The organism is Sulfitobacter sediminilitoris, assembly GCF_010667575.1.
In the GTDB taxonomy this organism is placed as follows: Bacteria; Pseudomonadota; Alphaproteobacteria; order Rhodobacterales; family Rhodobacteraceae; genus Sulfitobacter; species Sulfitobacter sediminilitoris.
Map to the genome: position 1 here is coordinate 1 of NZ_JAABNT010000010.1, position 18540 is coordinate 18540.

At 57.1% G+C, this 18540-nt stretch carries 16 protein-coding genes; 12 read left to right on the top strand and 4 right to left on the bottom strand.

Features of this window, described 5'->3' with window-relative positions; translation table 11 throughout:
- Nucleotides 1-333 precede the first annotated feature (333 nt).
- A complete protein-coding gene (locus GV827_RS15200; RefSeq protein ID WP_164354673.1) occupies nt 334-1368 on the bottom strand; it encodes an IS110 family RNA-guided transposase in 1035 nt (344 codons plus the stop codon).
- A gap of 110 nt (nt 1369-1478) precedes the next feature.
- On the opposite strand from GV827_RS15200, the gene GV827_RS15205 reads away from it, so the two are divergent.
- On the top strand, nt 1479-2441 hold the full coding sequence (locus tag GV827_RS15205) for an IS630 family transposase (protein WP_164354674.1): 963 nt from the start codon (nt 1479-1481) through the stop codon (nt 2439-2441).
- A 90-nt stretch (nt 2442-2531) separates the two neighbouring features.
- Here GV827_RS15205 and GV827_RS23870 read toward each other — a convergent pair whose 3' ends face one another.
- The 3 genes from GV827_RS23870 to GV827_RS15215 form a co-directional block, all read right to left on the bottom strand.
- On the bottom strand, nt 2532-2660 hold the full coding sequence (locus GV827_RS23870; RefSeq protein WP_268895744.1) for a hypothetical protein: 129 nt from the start codon (nt 2658-2660) through the stop codon (nt 2532-2534).
- 631 nt (nt 2661-3291) lie between these two features.
- The gene (locus GV827_RS15210) at nt 3292-4203 is read right to left on the bottom strand and encodes a hypothetical protein (RefSeq protein ID WP_164354675.1); all 912 of its coding nucleotides are present in this window, start codon (nt 4201-4203) and stop codon (nt 3292-3294) included.
- Nucleotides 4204-4338: 135 nt separating this feature from the next.
- Nucleotides 4339-4749, bottom strand: coding sequence for a transposase (locus tag GV827_RS15215; RefSeq protein WP_386334496.1), 411 nt, complete (start codon nt 4747-4749; stop codon nt 4339-4341).
- Nucleotides 4750-5037: 288 nt separating this feature from the next.
- Between GV827_RS15215 and GV827_RS15220 the strand changes: the two genes are divergently transcribed.
- From GV827_RS15220 to GV827_RS15270, 11 genes are all read left to right on the top strand, one after another.
- A complete protein-coding gene (locus GV827_RS15220) occupies nt 5038-6081 on the top strand; it encodes an acetoacetate decarboxylase family protein (protein WP_164354677.1) in 1044 nt (347 codons plus the stop codon).
- Nucleotides 6082-6645: 564 nt separating this feature from the next.
- Nucleotides 6646-6861 carry a WGR domain-containing protein gene (locus GV827_RS15225; protein ID WP_164354678.1) on the top strand — a complete coding sequence of 72 codons (216 nt, stop codon included), beginning with the start codon at nt 6646-6648 and terminating at the stop codon, nt 6859-6861.
- A gap of 180 nt (nt 6862-7041) precedes the next feature.
- A complete protein-coding gene (locus tag GV827_RS15230; protein WP_164354679.1) occupies nt 7042-8535 on the top strand; it encodes an ABC transporter substrate-binding protein in 1494 nt (497 codons plus the stop codon).
- A 46-nt stretch (nt 8536-8581) separates the two neighbouring features.
- Nucleotides 8582-9526: an ABC transporter permease gene (locus tag GV827_RS15235; RefSeq protein WP_164354680.1), complete on the top strand. Its 945-nt coding sequence runs from the start codon at nt 8582-8584 to the stop codon at nt 9524-9526.
- The gene (locus GV827_RS15240; RefSeq protein ID WP_164354681.1) at nt 9523-10341 is read left to right on the top strand and encodes an ABC transporter permease; all 819 of its coding nucleotides are present in this window, start codon (nt 9523-9525) and stop codon (nt 10339-10341) included. The genes GV827_RS15235 and GV827_RS15240 overlap by 4 nt, the downstream gene beginning before the upstream one ends.
- The gene (locus GV827_RS15245; protein WP_164354682.1) at nt 10338-11288 is read left to right on the top strand and encodes an ABC transporter ATP-binding protein; all 951 of its coding nucleotides are present in this window, start codon (nt 10338-10340) and stop codon (nt 11286-11288) included. The genes GV827_RS15240 and GV827_RS15245 overlap by 4 nt, the downstream gene beginning before the upstream one ends.
- Nucleotides 11285-12055, top strand: a complete 771-nt coding sequence (locus tag GV827_RS15250; protein WP_164354683.1) for an ATP-binding cassette domain-containing protein — start codon at nt 11285-11287, stop codon at nt 12053-12055. The genes GV827_RS15245 and GV827_RS15250 overlap by 4 nt, the downstream gene beginning before the upstream one ends.
- The gene (locus tag GV827_RS15255) at nt 12052-12858 is read left to right on the top strand and encodes a metallophosphoesterase (protein ID WP_164354684.1); all 807 of its coding nucleotides are present in this window, start codon (nt 12052-12054) and stop codon (nt 12856-12858) included. The genes GV827_RS15250 and GV827_RS15255 overlap by 4 nt, the downstream gene beginning before the upstream one ends.
- A gap of 10 nt (nt 12859-12868) precedes the next feature.
- A complete protein-coding gene (locus tag GV827_RS15260; protein ID WP_164354685.1) occupies nt 12869-13624 on the top strand; it encodes a tyrosine-protein phosphatase in 756 nt (251 codons plus the stop codon).
- Nucleotides 13625-13989: 365 nt separating this feature from the next.
- Entirely contained in the window at nt 13990-17880 is a 3891-nt protein-coding gene (locus tag GV827_RS15265; RefSeq protein ID WP_164354686.1) for an acetoacetate decarboxylase family protein, read from the top strand.
- 174 nt (nt 17881-18054) lie between these two features.
- Nucleotides 18055-18471, top strand: a complete 417-nt coding sequence (locus GV827_RS15270; RefSeq protein ID WP_164354687.1) for a VOC family protein — start codon at nt 18055-18057, stop codon at nt 18469-18471.
- The last annotated feature ends 69 nt before the right edge of the window (nt 18472-18540 follow it).

The window sequence follows — 18540 nt, forward strand, 5'->3', positions numbered from 1 at the left end:
ACTTGCGCCGCTAAAACCCAGGATCTGCTACTCAACTCAATCGCGAGAACGAGCGTGTGATCATATGAAATAGAATTCAGCGTGTCGGACGAATGTGTCATTATCAGATCTCCTCTTTTTGGCATGATACAGCCTATCAGTTCTGCGCCACTCACCATGGGATCTGTTTGTGCAGCTTCGAAGGCGCCGCTGGCCCTGATGGAAATCCGCTGGAGAGGTCCCTGATCAACCTGGCGCGCTTGTGGGGCGCATTGAATCAGACGGGGTGTTCTGGGTCTTGGACTGATCGTCTCGCATCATGGTTTTGCCATTCCCAATTCCTTGTTCTTTTTCTTAGCTCAGAGCCGCGTGATAGGGATGGTATGATCTGCCATGCGCCATCAAAGCCCAGACGACCCGCGCGGTTTTGTTTGCCAGAGCGACGGAGACTAGGCGTGCTGGCTTTTTCTCCAGCATGCCCCTGACCCAGGCGGTCATCGGCGTATCCTTTCTCCTGGAATGTCGGATAACAGCTGTCGCGCCGATCACAAGAAGTCTGCGCAGATACCGGTCACCCTGTTTTGATATGCCACCCAACCGAACCTTATCACCGCTAGAGTTCTGCCTGGGCACCAGCCCCAACCAGGCCGCAAACTGCCGACCCGATCGGAAAGCATGGATATCGCTCACGGTGGCCACGAGCGCGGGCGCTGTAATAACACCGATACCAGGGATGGCGGCCAGACGCTGGCTCGTTTCATTACGCCTGTGCCAGTTGTCCAACTCCTTTTCCAACGTGCGCAATTCGGTGTCCAACTCCTCCAGGCGGCGCACCAACACGGACAGGGCGATCTGGGCCATCTCTGGTACAGCAGGATCGGGGTCTGCCTCATTAAACACGCGCGCGATCAGCTTCATCAGATTGCGTATACCGGGATTGGTCACAAGCCCGAGCTCCGCAAGATGTGCGCGCAGAGCATTTGCAGCCATCGTGCGTTGACGCACGATCAATGACCGCGTGCGGTGGAGCATCAGGAGGCTTTGCTGTTCGGGCGACTTAACCGGCACAAACCGCATCGAGGGGCGGGATACCGCTTCGCAGATCGCTTCCCCATCGGCGGCGTCGGTCTTGGATCGCTTGATGTATGCCCTCACAGAAGCAGGCGGCATTAACTTGACCTCATGGCCGAGTGCCGCAAGTTCGAGTGCCCAATGATGCGCGGTAGCACAGGCCTCGATCCCGATCAGGCACGACGGCAACTTGGCAAAGAATGGAAGCAACTTGCGGCGTTTGAACCGGCGGGTCAGGACAACCTCGCACGTTTCATCAACTCCATGAATCTGGAAAACGCTCTTCGCAATGTCGAGGCCGATTGTACTAACTATCATGTGGACGCTCCTTCATCTGATATGGCGACGTTAACAACACCACCATATGGCACATCGATGCCGGGTTGAGGGGGCGTCCACCTCATCATCCTGTTCAGGAGGATCAGTTTATGCCCAATCCACTTTCTGTTGATATTCGCGCCCGTTTTGAACGTCTCTTTGCCGAGGGTCTGTCAGGCCGGGAGATTGGCCGCCGCCTTATGATTTCAGCGGCATCTGCCTCTCGGCTGTCGCAGCGGCTGAGGCAGGGGCGATGCCTGACGCCTGCCAAGAACCCGCGGAACACCGGACATGGTCGGCTAGCCCCGTACCATGGCTTCCTGATCGAGTTGATCCGCCAGGACCCGGACATCACGCTTAAGGAACTGCAAGGCGCACTTGCAGATGCGCATGACGTTACCGCGTCTGTTTCCGGCATTGATCAGGCGCTCAAGCGGCTGGGTTACACGTACAAAAAGAGCCTCATTGCGGATGAGCGCAAACGCGCAAGGGTAAGGGTAAGGCGCGCCCGCGCCGATTGGTTTGACCATCGCGTCCCGGCGATCAGCACGATGCCTGAACGTGTTGTCTTCCTTAATGAAACATCCGTCAAAACCAACCTTACGCGAACAAGAGGGCGGTCCCTGCGCGGCACCCGGCTGACAGCATCCGCGCCGTTTGGATCGTGGGGTACCCAGACCCTGATTGCCCGGCTGGCGGCCTCCGATCTGGTCGCGCCTTGGGTGATCAAAGGGGCAATGGATGGTGAAGCCTTTGAAGCCTATGTCCGAAACGTCTTTGCACCGGAATTACAGCCCGGCACGGTCGTTATTTGCGACAACCTTGCCACACACTACAATAAAGCGGCGGCAGCGGTGTTGCGAGATGTAGGCTGCTGGTTTCTTTACCTGCCGCCATACTCTCCCGACCTCAACCCCATTGAGGTGGCCTTCTCAAAGCTCAAGGCACACCTGCGAAGAATTGGAGCCAGAACATTCGATCAGATGTTCGACGCTCTTACTGAAATCTGCGGTCTCTTCACACCAGAAGAATGCTGGAACTTCTTCTGTCAGGCTGGATATGCCCCAAGTTAAAGGCGAGACGCTATAAGAATTCTATTCTTACGGACTGTGGTTCAGTAGCTGCCCGCCGCCCGGGAAGGGGGGCGGGCCGTCGTAGTCCTGTCAGTGGTAAAGATTTACCTTTGACTGCATAGCGAACCCATCCTGCAGGGTACCGCGAACGAAGTCGACCATTGCGCGTGCGACCTTGAACGCGTCGCGGGGTGAGAAAGACTTCTGAAGGGTCTGCATGGTTTCATCCTCAGTTTGTGTGCCATCACTGGCCTTACCGATACGTTATGGCATGTGAGTCTGTGATCGTCTGTGAACCGGGTTACACAAGCGCAATTTCTTTCAAAGACGGACACGAACGGGAGAGGCTCAGCTTGCAGATTTGCTCGCGCTCTGACCGCAATCGATCATCGGGCGCGTCCGGCCCTTTGAGAGGCGCCGTGAGCAGAGGACGCGGCGCAGCGTCCGAGAGCGCGTCCGCCAGCAAACGCTCGGTATCGCCGTCTTAAGTCCTGATAACGCAGCACACAGGAGGTACCGATATTCCACGTTATCAGCCGTTCATAGGGAAGCTGCGATGCCAAGTTGAAGGTGGCTTGTGAGGCGATGCAGAAAGCGTTTGCGTTGATGCCTTAACGATATTTGGATAGAGCGCCTCTGATTTCGCACACGCAAATATCGGCCTAGAGGACAAGCCAGACCAGTCGTGCTCGACATCATGGATGATCTTCAAAGCCGTGGTCACCTGTACGTCCAATGCGGGAAACTGTCAGATCACATCTGAACCACTACGACGCAAAGCACAGCCGATCGGTTCCCTTCTTCAGGCAAAGCTTAGAAAAATGTTTGAATTTCCTCCTGATCGCGAGGGTTATTCGATGGCTTCCATTAGCTGCACGGCGGCCTTTTCGTTTTGGCCGATTCTCAAGTTGACTTGTTTGATAGTGGTCTGCAGCGTCTTGATGGTGGCCTTTTGTTTGGCTATTTCCGCACTTATATCCTTTATATAGGTGTCGCGATCACGCTCCACCCTCTTGATTTTTTTAGAGAAATCGGCATCGAGGTCGTAAGTTACCGCATCGGACCAGCTTTTGCCGTCCCAGACCTGCGTGAAAGTCATCGCCCAGAACGAGGGTGACGTCATCTTGTCGAAACTGTCGTTGACGATCCAGATTGCCTCGAGTGAGGTGTCTTTAAGCCCAACCAACATTTTGCGCGCGGCATCAATATGGCCATCGCGGATTTTCTTTTTCACATCCTTAGTCAAGTCTTTGTTGATCTTCTTCAACGCATCGCCGCTGGCCTTGCTGGCCTTGTAGCCAGTTTGCGCGAGCTTGGTGAGCGAACGGGTCAGATTAACCAACGTTGCCGCCGTGTCTACAGCGGTTGAGACTTTCTTGATCCCTTTCTTCGCCGCTTTGATCTCGGAGATCATTCCTGCTGAAACTTTTTTGATCTCGCCGACAATCCTCGTCAAGTTCGTGCAATTGTATTCCAGACGCTTAATGTCCGCCTCGAAATCGCTGCGCACAACGATCAGATCATTTCGGGCCAGGTTGAGCTCCAATATGGTCTTGTCCACATGTTTTCGTTCTGCATCAGTCACCGGCATATAGACCATGTCGCCTGCCTGCAGCTGTTCGGGCTTGCTACGTCTCTTGCGCAGGTTGGCGTTCTCTTTCGCCATCCATATTTGTTTCCAGTTCTTGTACTTGTGCTTGCTCGCAAGAGCATCAAGCGTGTCGTTTTTCTTGAGTTTGTAGTAGCGCTTTGAATTGGCCATCGATTCTTCCCCCCGTATAGACTTATCACGGCGTTCCTAAGTGGAGCGCCGTTTCTTCAATCTTGCTGGTGTTTTTAATCTCTTTGGCATCTGCTCCTTTGATCGGTCGTATGGCGCAGGAACTGAACCCGATTTCTAGGTTCGACGGCGGGGTTGAACTGGGTTGTGGGTGTTTGACTGAAGTGGTCCCACCTTTTTGGACAGCTTAGCGGCTGATCTAAGGTGTATCCGGGTTGGTTTTCGTGCCGCCAATTTCTCTTCTCGACCGGCCCAGTATGCCTCCTTCGGCGTTCTGCGCTCAAGGGAAGAATGGGGCCGCTCGGTGTTGTAGAATGTCATCCAGTTGTTGATTACCTGCCGGGCCTGGAAGCCGTCTTTGATTTCCTCAAGGTAGACCGCCTCCTGCTTCAGGGATCGCCACAGGCGCTCGATGAAGATGTTGTCGAGATACCTGCCGCGCCCGTCCATTGAGATGCGCACCCCGGCCTCGGTCAGCGTTGTGATCCAGGCCGATCCGGTTAACTGGCTGCCTTGATCCGTATTCATGATCTCAGGCGGCCGTGTTTGGCTATGGCCTCGTTCAATGCGTCGACACAAAAGTCGGTGTGCATGGTGTTGGACAGTCGCCAGCTCAACACCTTAGGGGACCAGCTGTTCATGTTTACCAGCTATCATGCTGGATTCGTGAGGTGAATCCTCATTCTGATTTGTACAACAAAGCCGACCTGACCCATAGTTGGTCTGAATTCCCTTCCCATGCTATCGTTAATCGCCAGGGTAAAGCTTCACATTTCAACCCGTTCTCACACGCCTATTGCCGGAAAGCGAGGCCTCATGTCCGACATCCAACGCAATGCGACAGCACAAGGGGGCAGCAGCGGCTGTGGCTGCGATCCGGCCGACCTTGTCCCTGACCTAACCGGTACGCGTTCCGTCCCGCCTTTCGTCGCGACGGGAGTGCGGATGCTTTCCTTTCCCGTCACCGCCTCCTTTGCCAAACTGGGCGCCCTTTGTGACAGGTATCTAAACAACCCCGATCCGGGCGCGCCTGATTGGCGGCCTTTAACATCGATGATCTACGTGCAAGTCCTGCAGTACGACCGGCTCGTGTCAGAATCCTATGCTCAATTCGGTTTTATCCGGCAAAACGAACTGATTTTTCAAATCCCGATCATTTCACCCTTCAAGACGACAGAACCGAAGCTGGGATTTTTTTCGCCGTACCTCGTGGTCGACAACCCTATGTCATTGACCGTAGGACGAGAGGTTTTTGGATTTGCAAAAACCTTCGGCAACTTTCAGGTCAGTAACAGCGACATCAGTGTAAGCAACTGGCTGACACCAACGCAGGATGCCGATGCCACACTGGCTGAGCATCCATTGCTCCGCCAACCGGCCTTTACCCGCAGCCCCGCCTTTCTCACACAGGAGCCTGAGGTCACCTGGCCCCTTGGGCCGGTTAAGAGGCTGTTTCGTCAAGAGGACGGTCGCGGCATGGACGTTGACGACGAAGAGCCACCATTTGAGTTGGATGAAGTCGCCTGGCGACATCTTTTCGACAGCACAGCAACGCCCATTATCTTCACCGAGGTCGCTGTTGAGACACTGAAACAGATCGACAGCACCACGGTGTTGGCGCCCGCCCCGGAACAAGCTGCTTATCAAGCGCGCATTTCCGCGATATCGCAAACAACGGCCCTCGCGGGTGCTGGGATGGTTGCTGCAGGCCCGCTGACAATCCACCGTTACGATCCGCTCGATATGATCGACAGCTTTGGCATGCCAACGGTGTTCGGCAAGGTGCCTGTCTGGCACCCCTATTGGATCGACCTGGATTTTCGGATTGCTGACACGAAGCTGCTGACCTGCCACTGCTAAAACGGTCGGCGAACGATAACGGCCGGAACAGACATTCCCCAGATAGCACCGCCTCTGCTGTGCTGAAGCAACGTTTCCCCCCGATTAAACTCCTCAAGCGTAACCGACGCTCTAGACCTCTCTGAAAAATTCCGTCGCTTCGTCATTCCCGTATCCATTCATTCCTATTGGACACACTTTAGCACGCTGCCCAGTTTTTACAGGACCACTTCAGTTTCGCTTGAAATGAACCACAAGCGCATAGAATTGAACAGGAATTGATGGCTGTGCTGAACACCTAGTATCCTTACTTCTGGATCTCCGGCAAACAAGGGGCGGTTCATTCAGACAGATCTTGGTCAGTCCCTTTCCTATCAAAGAGTGATGAACGAAAAGGTAGCCGTTAGAGGTGACAGCCAAATACGGCGGTTCGCCAGATGGTTGTGGCTGATTCTTATTGAGCAATTTGGGGTCCCAGTTGCCCGCCCGAGGTTAAGCTTTCTAAGTAGAAATCAAGCGCGCTGCAGACACCAATCGTTTGGTTTGCTACTCTTGGCTACTATCAAATGTTGGAGACCAGAGCGCATGTATCTGACCCGCACTGACGAAGGAGCAAACCTCAATCGGTTCTACCGGATGGATATCCTTCAAGGGCTTTTTGGAAACTGGGCGTTGGAACGTGAATGGGGACGAATAGGAAGTTCCGGGCAAGTCCGCACGGATTGGTTTGACAATGAAGCGGAAGCCAAACAGGCCCGCTTTGATCATCACATGAAAAAGGCCAAGCGCGGGTACCAGTAGGGGCCCCATGGGACCAAGCCGACAGCTGTCCGCGCAGCATTTTTGATAGAGCCAGACCTTTTTGAATAAGACTGAATTGCCGTCGTCTTGACGTGAGCGCGAATGTTAGGGCACCCTTCCCGGATGGGGCCGACGGCAAACAACTGCGTGTTCGCCCAAAATCTACTGGGAGAAATGACGATGCCGAAGAAGATCTGGAAGTCAGCCATGGCTATTGTGGCGCTCGCAGTTTCGGGCGCAATCACGCCTGCGATCGCCAGCGCGGAATCCTCCATTGTGATTGGTCTGCAGCAGGAACCAACGTCGCTTGATCCGACTTCCGACGCGACGGCGTCGATCGACGGTATGCTGGCACAGAACGTCTATGAATCACTCACCACAGTAAACCAAGCAGGCGAGGTGCTGCCGCAGCTTGCTGAGAGCTGGACGGTTTCAGATGATGGGCTGAATTACACTTTCACACTGGTCAAGGGCGCCACCTATCATGATGGCACGGCCTTCGATGCCCAGGATGTCGTCTTCAGTTTTGACCGTGCGATGGCAGAAGACTCCGTCAATCCGTCCAAGGGGCTCTTCAAGTCAATCGAAAGCGTCTCAGCAGTTGATTCTGGCACAGTCGAGATCAAGCTGTCAAAGAAGGATGCTTTCTTTCTTTTCAACATGGCCCAAGGCGATGCCTCCATCGTCGCATCAGAGAGCTATGAGACCAACAATGCCACGCCCGTAGGCACCGGGCCGTTCAAATATGACAGCTGGACCCGGGGCGACAAACTGGTCCTTGCAAAGAATGCCAACCATCGGAATGCAGGGTCCGTTGCGCTGGACCGGGTTGAGTTCAAGTTCATTTCAGACGCTGCCGCCGCCTCGGCTGCGCTTCTTTCTGAAGAGATCGATGCCTTCCCGGGGTTCCCCGCGCCGGAATTGCTGCCGCAGTTCGAGGCCGACCCCCGTTTCAATGTTGTCGTTGGTTCTACGGAAGGTGAGGTGATCCTGGCAATGAACAATTCCAAGCCGCCTTTCAACGATGTGCGGGTCAGGCGGGCGATCAACCATGCCTTTGACCGGGATGAGATCATCGACGGTGCGATGTACGGTCAGGCCGTGCCCATCGGCAGCTTCTACCCGCCGCATGGGCCGGCTTATGTGGATCTGACCAGCACGTACCCCCACGATACTGAGCAGGCAAAGGCGCTTTTCGAAGAGGCCGGCGTGGCGGGCAGCACCATGACACTGCGCGTGCCGCCGTTTCCCTACGCAACGCGTTCGGCTGAGATCATTCAGGCCCAGCTTGCCGAGGCAGGGATCGACGCGAAGGTAGAGAATGTCGAGTGGGGCTTCTGGATCGACGAGATCTACAAGAAGCAGAATTACGACATGACTATCATCGCCCATACTTCGCCTAACGATCTGGGTAATTTCGCGCGTGGGCCAAAGTATTTCTATGGCTATGATGATGCGGATTATAACGATCTGTGGAACCGGATCAGCAGTGAGGTGGACCCGGAGGCGCGCAACGCGCTGCTGCAGGAGGCCCAGCAATACCTGACTGGTCAGGCCGTGCACGGCTTCCTGTTCCAGCTGCCACAGCTTGGCGTCTACAAGACCGGTGTCGATGGCTTTTGGCCCTCGCGCGCAGTTCTGTTCCAGCCGCTGGCGGGTGTGACCATGAACTGACTGGATCGCCTGCGCGCCGACCCGGTCGGCGCGCAGGTTCTCCGCCATGGGCTATTTTCTCCTCCGACGTACCATCAGTTTCATCGTGACGCTGTTTGTGGTTTCCGCAGTTGTGTTTGCGGTCATGAACATTCTGCCGGGTGATCCTGCGCTGACCATCCTGGGCTTGGACGCGACCGACGATGCGCTGGCCGCCCTGCGTGAAGAGCTGGCGCTGAATGATCCGGTGATCACGCGCTATGGGCAGTGGGTCTGGGGCGCGCTCCGGGGCGATTTCGGGGTCAGCCACTCCTTTCGTGTGCCCGTGTCTGAGCTTGTGGTCGAACGACTGCCCCTGACCATATCGCTTGCGATTTCCGGTATGGTGGTGACGGTTATCCTCGCGCTTGTGCTGGGGATCGGCGCGGCAGCGCACCACCGCAAGGCCGGGGACTGGGGAGTGATGTTTCTCAGCCAGCTTGGCATCGCGGTTCCCGCGTTCTGGCTTTCGATCCTGCTTGTGCTTCTCTTTGCGGTCAAACTGCGCTGGCTGCCTCCCGGCGGTTTTCCCGGCTGGTCTGAGCCTTTGGGTGCGATACGGGCTCTCATCCTGCCGACGGTTGCACTGGCCTTGGTACAGGCCGCCGTGCTTGCGCGGGTCACGCGATCCTCCGCGCTCGAGGTGATGCGACTGGATTATATCCGCACCGCGCGGGCCATGGGGTTTTCCCGCCAAAGGGTCCTTTGGCGGCACGTTCTGCCCAATGCCCTGATCCCCATCGTGACCATCGTCGGGCTGCAATTCGCGGCACTGGTGACCGGGACCATCGTGATCGAGAATGTCTTTTATCTGCCGGGACTGGGCCGGCTGATCTTTCAATCCATTGCGAACCGCGATTTGCCCTCGGTTCAGGCCCTTGTGATGCTCTTTGCAGCCATCGTGGTCACGGCTAATTTCATTGTTGATCTCCTTTATCTCGCGATCGATCCGCGCCTGAAGGCCCGTTCATGACGCGCCTGCCCGTGAACCTGATGATCGGTGCGGTGCTTGTCGGCCTGGTGGTGGCTACGGCGGCGCTCTCTCTGGTCTGGACACCGTACGATCACACCTTGCTCAACATCCGGGACAAGTTCGCGCCCGCCTCGCCAGTGCACTGGTTGGGCACTGATCAGCTTGGCCGGGACGTCTTTTCGCAACTGATGGCCGCGGCGCGCAACTCGGTCGCGGTTGCGTTAACGGCGGTCTTCATCGGTGGCTCAATCGGTGTTTCGCTGGGGCTTCTGGCCTCTGCCATTGGCGGGCTTGTCGAAGACATCGTGATGCGCCTGGCAGACATCAGCTTTGCTTTTCCGGCGCTTCTTTTCGCAATCATGCTGGCCGCGGTCTTCGGACCCTCCCTGACCGTCGCGGTCGTGGCCATCGCCTTTATCAACATACCCGTCTTTGCCCGCGTCGCCCGCGCCTCGGCCAACCAGATCTGGACGCGGGAATATGTTTTTGCTGCGCGCGCAGCCGGTATGGGGCGTTTTGCGATCACGCGCGATCATGTCCTTCCCAACATTGCCGCACCGGTCATCGTGCAGGCAACGATTGAATTTGCCATTGCCATTCTGGCCGAGGCGGCCCTTAGCTATCTGGGACTGGGCGCGCAACCGCCCGCGCCCTCATGGGGTCGGATGCTGTCGGAGGCGCAGACGCTGATGTACCTTGCACCGCAGCTGGCGATCTATCCCGGCCTCTGCATTGTCGTGGCGGTTCTGGGGTTCAGCCTTCTGGGCGATGGTCTGCGCGATGTCACCGATCCACGGCTGGTGCGCGAGCGATGATCAAGGCCAGCAAACTCAGCGTTTCTCTTGGCGCGGGACAGGCCGTTCGGGATGTCTCGCTCTTGGTGCGGCCCGGAGATCGCATAGGTGTCGTGGGCGAGTCGGGGTGCGGCAAGACGATGCTGGGCCTTGCGATGATCGGCATGACGCCCGCCGCGGCAAAGGTAAGCGGAAGCCTAAGGCTGGACAATGCCGAGATGGTTGGGGCGGACGAGAAAAGCTGGCAGGTCCAGCGCGCCCGCCGCGTCGCCATGGTTTTCCAGGAACCCATGGCCGCGCTTAATCCAATCAAGAGGGTGGGTGACACGGTCATGGAACCACTGATCATCCACATGGGCCTCAGCCGTGCCCAGGCCCGTGAATGCGCCCTTTCCCTATTTGAAGAGGTCGGTATCCCGGACCCGGAGGCCCGCTTCAGGCAGTTCCCGCACGAGATTTCCGGCGGGCAGCGGCAAAGGGTTCTAATTGCGCTCGCGCTGACCTGTGATCCGGGCCTGTTGATTGCAGACGAACCGACAACCGCGCTTGACGCGAACGTAGCCCTGAGGATCACCGAACTGCTGGCCCGGCTGGCCCGCGACCGGACGATGGCCTTGCTTTTTATTTCGCACGATTTGGCCGCCGTGGCGCGGTCGACGGAAGACATGCTTGTGATGTACGGGGGCGATATCGTTGAACGGGGCAAAACGGCTGCGGTTCTGTCCGACCCACGTCATCCTTACACGCAGGGTCTCCTATCCGCCCGGCCGCGTCCCGAAAACGTGCGGGAAACCGATGGCCGGCGCAAGCGGCTGCCGACGATACCGGGTGCAGTGCCGCCTTTGGCCGACCTGCCCGCCGGATGCCGCTTTGCCGGGCGCTGCCCCGTTGAAATGTCCCAATGCGCAACCGTAAGGCCCGCCGAGCGCGAGGGAACGATTTGCCACCAGCTGGAGGCCGCGACATGACCCTGTTGGCGGTGGAGAATGTGACAAAACGCTACCGACTGCCCCGCCGGGCGTTGCTGAAACCGCCCGCAGTCCTGACCGCCGTCGATGCGGCCAGCTTCACCCTGGAACGGGGGCAGACACTGGGGATTGTAGGCGAATCCGGTTCGGGCAAGTCGACCCTTGCTCGTATGGTCATGGCCTTTGAGAAACCCGACGCGGGCCGCGTCCTTTTCGAAGGGAACGACCTTGCGGCACTTTCCCCAAACACGCTGCGCAGCCTGCGCCCGCACTTCCAGCTGGTCTTCCAAGATCCTTATGGCAGCTTGAATCCCCGCCGGACCGTGGGGTGGTCCATTGCCGAACCCCTGCGCGCCACGGGGCAGGCGGAACGGCACAGGGTTTCCGAGGCTCTGGACCAGGTGGGTCTGCGTCCAGCCGATGCGGAGAAGTATCCGCATGAGTTTTCCGGCGGGCAGCGGCAGCGCGTGGCCATTGCCCGGGCCATCGTGACGCGCCCATCGCTCCTTGTTGCGGACGAGGCGGTCTCGGCGCTCGACATGTCCGTGCAGGCCCAGATCCTCAACCTGCTCATGGATCTGCAGGATGAGCTGGGGCTTGCAATTCTGTTCATAAGCCATGATCTCTCAGTGGTGGGCAGCATTTGCGACAGCATTATCGTGATGAAACACGGCAAGATCGTCGAATACGGTGCTGCCGAACAGATCATGCGCGCGCCCGAGAAGGGATATACGCGTTCACTCATGACAGCCGCCGGATTGATATGACCCGAATAATCCATCTGACCGATCTTCACATCTCTCATCCCGACGTCGGCGACGCTGCCCTCAAGACGGACACGACAGACACACTGCGTCGCGCAGTTGCGGCCATCAACGCGATGGACCCCCTGCCGGATCTGGTAGTGGCGAGCGGCGATTTGACCAACACCGGCGCTGCCTCGTCCTATGGACTCCTTCAGGAGATCTTGGCGGATCTGGCGCCGCCCGTCGTGCTGGCCTTGGGCAATCATGACAAGCGCACACCCTTCGCGGAGGTCTTTGCGACAGGGACGGGCGACGCTCCTTTCATGCACGAGAGGATCCTTGGCAATCTACATGTCATCACGCTCGATACCCTTGTTCCGGGCCACGTGGCCGGGCGCTTGGATCCAGGTCAGATTGCCTTTCTCGATACCGCGTTGGAGCGGGAACCGGACCTGCCCAAGCTGGTCGTGGCCCATCACCCGCCGCGCATGGATGACCGTACCCTTCCCTGGGCCAGCCTGGATGAGCAAAGCTCTGACCGGTTCGGTGAAACGATAGCGGGGCGGGGGGTCATCGGGGTGCTGTCGGGTCATGTTCATCTCGACCAGGTTCACCATTGGCACGGGGTGCCCGTCATCACCTGCATGGGTCTCAACTCTACCGTCGATATCCTTGAGCAACGCGACATGCGCATCGTCGAAGGGACAAGCATGGGGCTTTGTGTTCTGCGGCCCTCGGGACTTTCGGTTTCCTTCGTGCCGCTGACACCCGAGCGCCGCCAGCTTGGTCTGCTGGAAGAGGCGCGCCTGCGCGCGTTCAAGTGAGGCATTGGGAATGAAAAAGGATCTTCGCCGCCGTCTCGAACTGCCCGGGGTACAGAACGTCCGGGATCTGGGCGGTTATCAAGCCAGAAACGGGCTTGTCACCCGATGGCGGCGCCTGCTGAGGGGCGACGGGCTGCACCGTCTGACCCCCGAAGGAATGGAGTTGCTGAATTCCGAAGGTCTGACTTCTGTAATCGACTTGCGCTCGCAGGCTGAACTTGAAGAGGAGCCGAACCCCTATGTGGATCAGGGTCCGGTCGGCTTTTACCACAAACCAATCTACGATGACCTTGCGCCCGCGCTGATGGCGACCGGGCAGGGGGCTGACGATGACGACCCGCTTGTGCATTTCTATCTGTCTGCCCTGATTGACCGGGCAGAGGCGATGCGGGACATTCTGGCGACCATTGCCTCAGCTCCCAAGGGTGCCATTCTTTTTCATTGCACCGCAGGCAAGGACCGCACGGGCCTGGTCGCCGCGCTTCTGCTGGAGGCAGCCGGGGTGGACCGGCAAACCATCCTCGCCGACTATTCTCTGACCCGAGAATTCATTGCCGATCTGGTCAAGGAGCTGTTGGAACGCACCCGCGAAAGCGGTGGCGACGCGGAGCGGCACGCCCAGTTCTTGGCTTGCGCACCACTGACGATGGCCACGACGCTTGAGCAAATCGATCGGCGTCACGGTTCTGTTTCTGCATATCTCACGGATATCGGACTCGAACTCGGAGATCTGTCAGCCCTGCGCGATCGTCTTCTTGCCGACTGATACACACATTTCTGTTTTGCGTGAGTATCCTTGGCGGTCTTCAAATCTGAATATCCAACCAGCATTGCCGTAAGAGATCGCGAAAAAAGATCCGCTGGTGTGCTGTCATCAACGTCGAACACCATTGCGCCCAGCCGGAATTGCCCTCACTGCGCCGCCTGTCTCGCTGCATCAGGCAGCTTCGTCCGCGGTGCAGACCGGGTTAAAACGAAATCAACAATAAAGGAAAGTCTCATCAGTCGCATCATATTGGCGCTACGTCGGCCTCGAGTCAGTTTGTTCTTACAGAGTACGCCGCGCTTGTTCGAAACGTTAAGCGCCTGTACCGTCGTAAAATGGGTTGGGTTAGGCGGGGTGCCGAGACGATGTCCACGATACCATTCAACATCGCGCGGGGAGCAGCCAGTTCGCTGCAGATGAGCCCGCCTTTTGCGTTCAATGATGTCACGATGTCGGTTTTTCCGTTGCGTGCGAGTCTGCCGACACTGGAAGCCTTCTGCCGTAATTACCTCAACCATGCGCCGAACCTCGTGCAGTTCAGCCCCTTTGTGCCTTTTGTCTACCTGGTCATCCTTGACTACGGTCGCATGTCGCTTGAAGCGGCAAACATGGGATGGGTGTCCCAGCGCGAAGTCGCATTTGGCATCCCGTTACGCTGGCTCAACGCCCAGGACGGTGGGCTGCAGTTCCATGACTGGGCGTTCACCTCTCCGTTCATTTTCGTCGACAACGAAATGTCGATGAGCACGGGACGCGAGGTCTACGGCTGGCCGAAACTGCTTTCCCGTCTTGACCCCTCCGTCAGCGAATGGGTGCGCGATCCGCATGGGTCGCGGCGCGTGTTCCAGGTCAGCACGCAGCAGGCCAATGAAGCGTTTGTTGGCGAAACTCAGGAATACCGCAGTTTTGTATCGGTCTATCAGCATCGGACCGCCGGACTTCTGGATGTCCCGCCGAACCTTGACGCGCTGATCAAGCCCCTCAGCCAGATGTCTCAATCCCTGACAGGACTGTCCCGACTGAGCGTTGATCTGGCCCGCACCTTTACGGGGATGGCCAGTGACGGCATCACCGGATCATCGGTGATGCCCAACCTGCTAGACATGAAAACGTTCAAAGAACAGCTGGATCCAGAACGGTTGCGCAACTGGAGAGACCCCAAGAGCTGGATTCCGGGGCTGAAGGACGTACTGTGGTCCCTGTTTCCCAGGGCCTATGCAAATACTATAAATTTCAAACAGTTCCGTGATGCACGCGATCCATTTGCAACCTGCTATCAGGCCGTAACATCCGCCAAAATGCCCGTGACGAATGTCAAGGCGGGAGGTTTTCTCGGGCCGCAGAACATGTTGCTGGGCCAGCTGGACGGAGGCTTCAGGATCGACGTGCATCATCTGGCCGGTCTGCCGATCGTCCAATCGCTGGGGTTGGAAGTGTCGGAAGAGCGCGAAATCGGTGGTGCCCGGGTTTCTTCACTGGCGCCCGTCAGCCCATTCTGGCTTCAGGTAGATATGACATATGGGCTGGCTGATACCTTGATTTGGCGTTCACGCTCCGGGGCCTGGCATGAGACCAAAGAACTCTCGGACATTCGTAAGGAAGCACAAAACAAGGCCGCCGCAGCAACACCCGCGGCTGTCGCCGAACCTGAAACGCCTGCCCAAGAAATACCGCCAAGCCCCGAGGAAGTGCCCGCACCCAAGTCTATCCATTCCGCAATCGGAGACAGGAAACCGATTGGGGACGCCGACCTCGAAGACAACATGCGCCTTGACTACATACAGGCGATCAATTTCTTCAATACAGCCCGCGGCGGCAGCGAGGCGATCGGCGGCGCGTTCTACATGCCCGATGCATCTGTTCGGGTCCTTCCGCTGAAAGCGGACCCGGCGGCGCTGCAGGCTTTCGTGAGCAACTACCTGCATGTTCAGGGTCACATGCGTTTCAAAGCCTGGGGCGATTTCGTGTATCTCGTGATCTGTGATTTCGACCAGGTCAACTCCGAAGTCAATGCCATCGCAAAGCGGCGCGCCCGCGAGGTGAACATGATGGTCCCGGTCAAGGCCTATGACTGGTACGCGGACGATGCCTTCCCTGAGAAACACCGCGACGAGACCAAGTTCGAGGATGCAAATATGCGCGCGCTGCGTGGTGAAAAGCATCTCGTGACCACCGGTTTTGTTTCTGCGTTTTCCTATGTGGATGATGCGGCGACAGCGATCACGGCGAGCGAGGTGTCAGGTATTCCCTCGATGGGATCACGGATCTTGTCCCCGTCGAATGATTGGGTCTCTGCCGATCCCAGCAAGAAGGAAGCGCATCACGACCTGCTCACCACCAGCGCACAGGTTCTGCCCGCATTGATGGCCGGGGCCGAGGCGCAAGAGCGGGATTTGATACGGCTTCACACGCATGCCCCGAAGCAGCGCGATGTGCCCGAGACCCAGCGCGAGAGCGTCGGTCGTTGGATTCGGTTATTGGCAGACGATCTGGAAGAGAAGAGCAGGCAATCCGTGATCGCTGGGACTGACCGACCTGAGGCCTATTCAGACAACGAACCTGACGATCCGTTTGAAGATAATGGCAAGCCAACGGCTCTCGGGGATCTCCTTGGCGATGATCCTTTGCCTTTCAATGTTGGTCAGGGCTTTGCTCTGCAAATTCTGGGTGGAGAGCTGCCGCTCAATCAATTTGCGCTCAAGCAGTTTCGCGATAGCCGCCACACGACAGCCGCCTGCTATCAAGGCCTGGTCACGCGACAGCACCGGATCAACAAGCTACGCGACATGCGCGAGATCCAAATGCCCATACATATTTCGATCACCGATTACCCGACGCAGCCCATCTGCAAGGTGCTCGGTCTGATCCCAAAATTCACCTATCCCGGCAAGGATCGGCTCGTGAATGTGTTCGAGGCGATCCGGCCACTTTCCCTGCATGCCGACGTTCACCGCGGTTCAGGTTCCACGCTCTACGAACGGGTCGGCAGCCCGGAATGGAAGAAAGTGGATACGTTCGGCGAGATATTTGGCTGGCGCTATGCGAGACAGGGAGAGGCGGAGCAGCTTGTCGAGCAAGCAGCCACGGGCCTGCTGCAAGACGACATCGAGCTTTGCTATTGCCTCAAGGACGACGGAATGTCCCCGCCGATCATGGTACAGTCCGGTCTTGTGGGGGCGGAATACGTTTCCGGCGAATTCGCGCGCCAACTCAAGACGAGTGACATCAGCAACCTCATGATAAAGGGGCGTTTCATGGGGGATGAGGTTGGAATGGTCACCGATCCCTTACTGTTATTCAGTCAGACTTCAGATGCCATGCTGGATATTTCTGCGTGGATTTCCGAAATGCGCCTCGCCCGAAAGGAAACCCGGATGTCTCAGGCAAGGGCCGCGGGAAAGATAGAATGGATCAGCCCGGCAACAGTTCTGGATTCCGTCTTGTCACAGCAATGGGGGCATGCACCCGGATCGGAAAGGCACAAATACTGCAAACCCGATTTCTGCGTACCAAGGTCAACGGTGCCGACTCCTTTTGCGAAGCTTCTGTTCCCGTCGTCGGAACTTCAGCATGGTTTCTGGCCTCATAGCATCCAGCGTTCGCGATATCAGGAGCAGCGCCGTCATACTGAAATGTTGGGTTTGAAATCCGAACTCTGGCATACACTGCGGAGTCTGGCGCAATCGTCCATGCGCACCAAATCTGCCAGTTCCTGGACAGTTGAAGATTATGATGTGCACGCCTTCGTCGACACGCAGATTGAAAGGATGCGCAACGCACTCACCGAGGCAGAGCGCGCGGCCGTTTCTGCGTTCACACGCCAAGAAGCCGGCCTGGACGAAGAGGCGCTCGGGGACATCGCCAGATTCATAGAAGCCTTGGCCAAAGCCCTGCTTCCCGAACCGTTCCGCGAAGAAAACACGCGCGAAGAATTTGCGAAGCTTTCTGACTATAGTTTCGAGCGTCAGGCGGCATGTTCCTTTGACCTGTGGGACCTGCGCGAGGCATTGAAACGGCTCCAGTCGATTCTTACGCAGGAAGGCATCCTTGACCATCGTGCGGCCGAGAATTTCAATTGGGCGTTTTTCGATCTGATAGAGCGGACGTCGCGCAACTTTGAAAAGGTGAGCGAATTCGAGGTGGCTCAAAGTGATTTTTCCAGTCGAAACGAGCTCATGAATCCCCAAGGGCTCATGCGCGCTCGACTGGCAAAGATAATGACCGGAGGCGTGCTGCCGGATGAGGACTTCATCTAAGTCAGTATCGCTCAATCTTTCGGCTGCTGCAGAAATTCGTTCAAGAGAGGCGCAGGAGCGATAGGCGTTTTGCGGTCGTTGCGAATTTGACCCGGGATTGGCCGACAGTAGCTCAGGTGCCACCGCATCAGAAGGTCCCTTGCTTGCTGAAGCAGTCTGGGCCACGCTGCTGGTATGAAACTCAAGCTGCATCACATCAATCTATGCTCGAGCAATGTACCCGAGATGGACCGCTTTTACCGCGAGGTTCTTACGTTGGGGGATGAAGACCCTGCAGAATTACCGCCCTTGAACAGAGAAAAGGGGTTGGTCGGTGACGTTTCTTTTGTGACTGACGGCGATATCCAGATGCATCTGACGCCGCGTGACGTTTTGAATTCATTTCGGTCCGGCCAGGTCGTTAACCCGCTCGAACGCGGTCATATTGCGTACCGCACAGATGATATCGCGGCCTTCATGGCCCATTTAGATGCCCAGGGCATACCTTACTCAGACTGGGGCAGTAATGCTGTGAAGGGATGGCATCAGGTGTTTTTCTATGATCCCGAAGGAAATGTGATTGAAGTTCATCAACTTGTAGCTGTTGAGTGACGCTACGGGTGGTGTCGATTGGTTCAGGAGCGCTGCGTATGCATCTGCGCGCTCAGGTCAAATTGAATC

What these genes read in the sequence shown, in the direction of transcription:
- GV827_RS15200 (WP_164354673.1), bottom strand. Translation starts at nt 1,368, where the DNA reads ATGATAGTTAGTACAATCGGCCTCGACATTGCGAAGAGCGTTTTCCAG.
- GV827_RS15205 (WP_164354674.1), top strand. Translation starts at nt 1,479, where the DNA reads ATGCCCAATCCACTTTCTGTTGATATTCGCGCCCGTTTTGAACGTCTC.
- GV827_RS23870 (WP_268895744.1), bottom strand. Translation starts at nt 2,660, where the DNA reads ATGCAGACCCTTCAGAAGTCTTTCTCACCCCGCGACGCGTTCAAGGTC.
- GV827_RS15210 (WP_164354675.1), bottom strand. Translation starts at nt 4,203, where the DNA reads ATGGCCAATTCAAAGCGCTACTACAAACTCAAGAAAAACGACACGCTT.
- GV827_RS15215 (WP_386334496.1), bottom strand. Translation starts at nt 4,749, where the DNA reads ATGAATACGGATCAAGGCAGCCAGTTAACCGGATCGGCCTGGATCACA.
- GV827_RS15220 (WP_164354677.1), top strand. Translation starts at nt 5,038, where the DNA reads ATGTCCGACATCCAACGCAATGCGACAGCACAAGGGGGCAGCAGCGGC.
- GV827_RS15225 (WP_164354678.1), top strand. Translation starts at nt 6,646, where the DNA reads ATGTATCTGACCCGCACTGACGAAGGAGCAAACCTCAATCGGTTCTAC.
- GV827_RS15230 (WP_164354679.1), top strand. Translation starts at nt 7,042, where the DNA reads ATGCCGAAGAAGATCTGGAAGTCAGCCATGGCTATTGTGGCGCTCGCA.
- GV827_RS15235 (WP_164354680.1), top strand. Translation starts at nt 8,582, where the DNA reads ATGGGCTATTTTCTCCTCCGACGTACCATCAGTTTCATCGTGACGCTG.
- GV827_RS15240 (WP_164354681.1), top strand. Translation starts at nt 9,523, where the DNA reads ATGACGCGCCTGCCCGTGAACCTGATGATCGGTGCGGTGCTTGTCGGC.
- GV827_RS15245 (WP_164354682.1), top strand. Translation starts at nt 10,338, where the DNA reads ATGATCAAGGCCAGCAAACTCAGCGTTTCTCTTGGCGCGGGACAGGCC.
- GV827_RS15250 (WP_164354683.1), top strand. Translation starts at nt 11,285, where the DNA reads ATGACCCTGTTGGCGGTGGAGAATGTGACAAAACGCTACCGACTGCCC.
- GV827_RS15255 (WP_164354684.1), top strand. Translation starts at nt 12,052, where the DNA reads ATGACCCGAATAATCCATCTGACCGATCTTCACATCTCTCATCCCGAC.
- GV827_RS15260 (WP_164354685.1), top strand. Translation starts at nt 12,869, where the DNA reads ATGAAAAAGGATCTTCGCCGCCGTCTCGAACTGCCCGGGGTACAGAAC.
- GV827_RS15265 (WP_164354686.1), top strand. Translation starts at nt 13,990, where the DNA reads ATGTCCACGATACCATTCAACATCGCGCGGGGAGCAGCCAGTTCGCTG.
- GV827_RS15270 (WP_164354687.1), top strand. Translation starts at nt 18,055, where the DNA reads ATGAAACTCAAGCTGCATCACATCAATCTATGCTCGAGCAATGTACCC.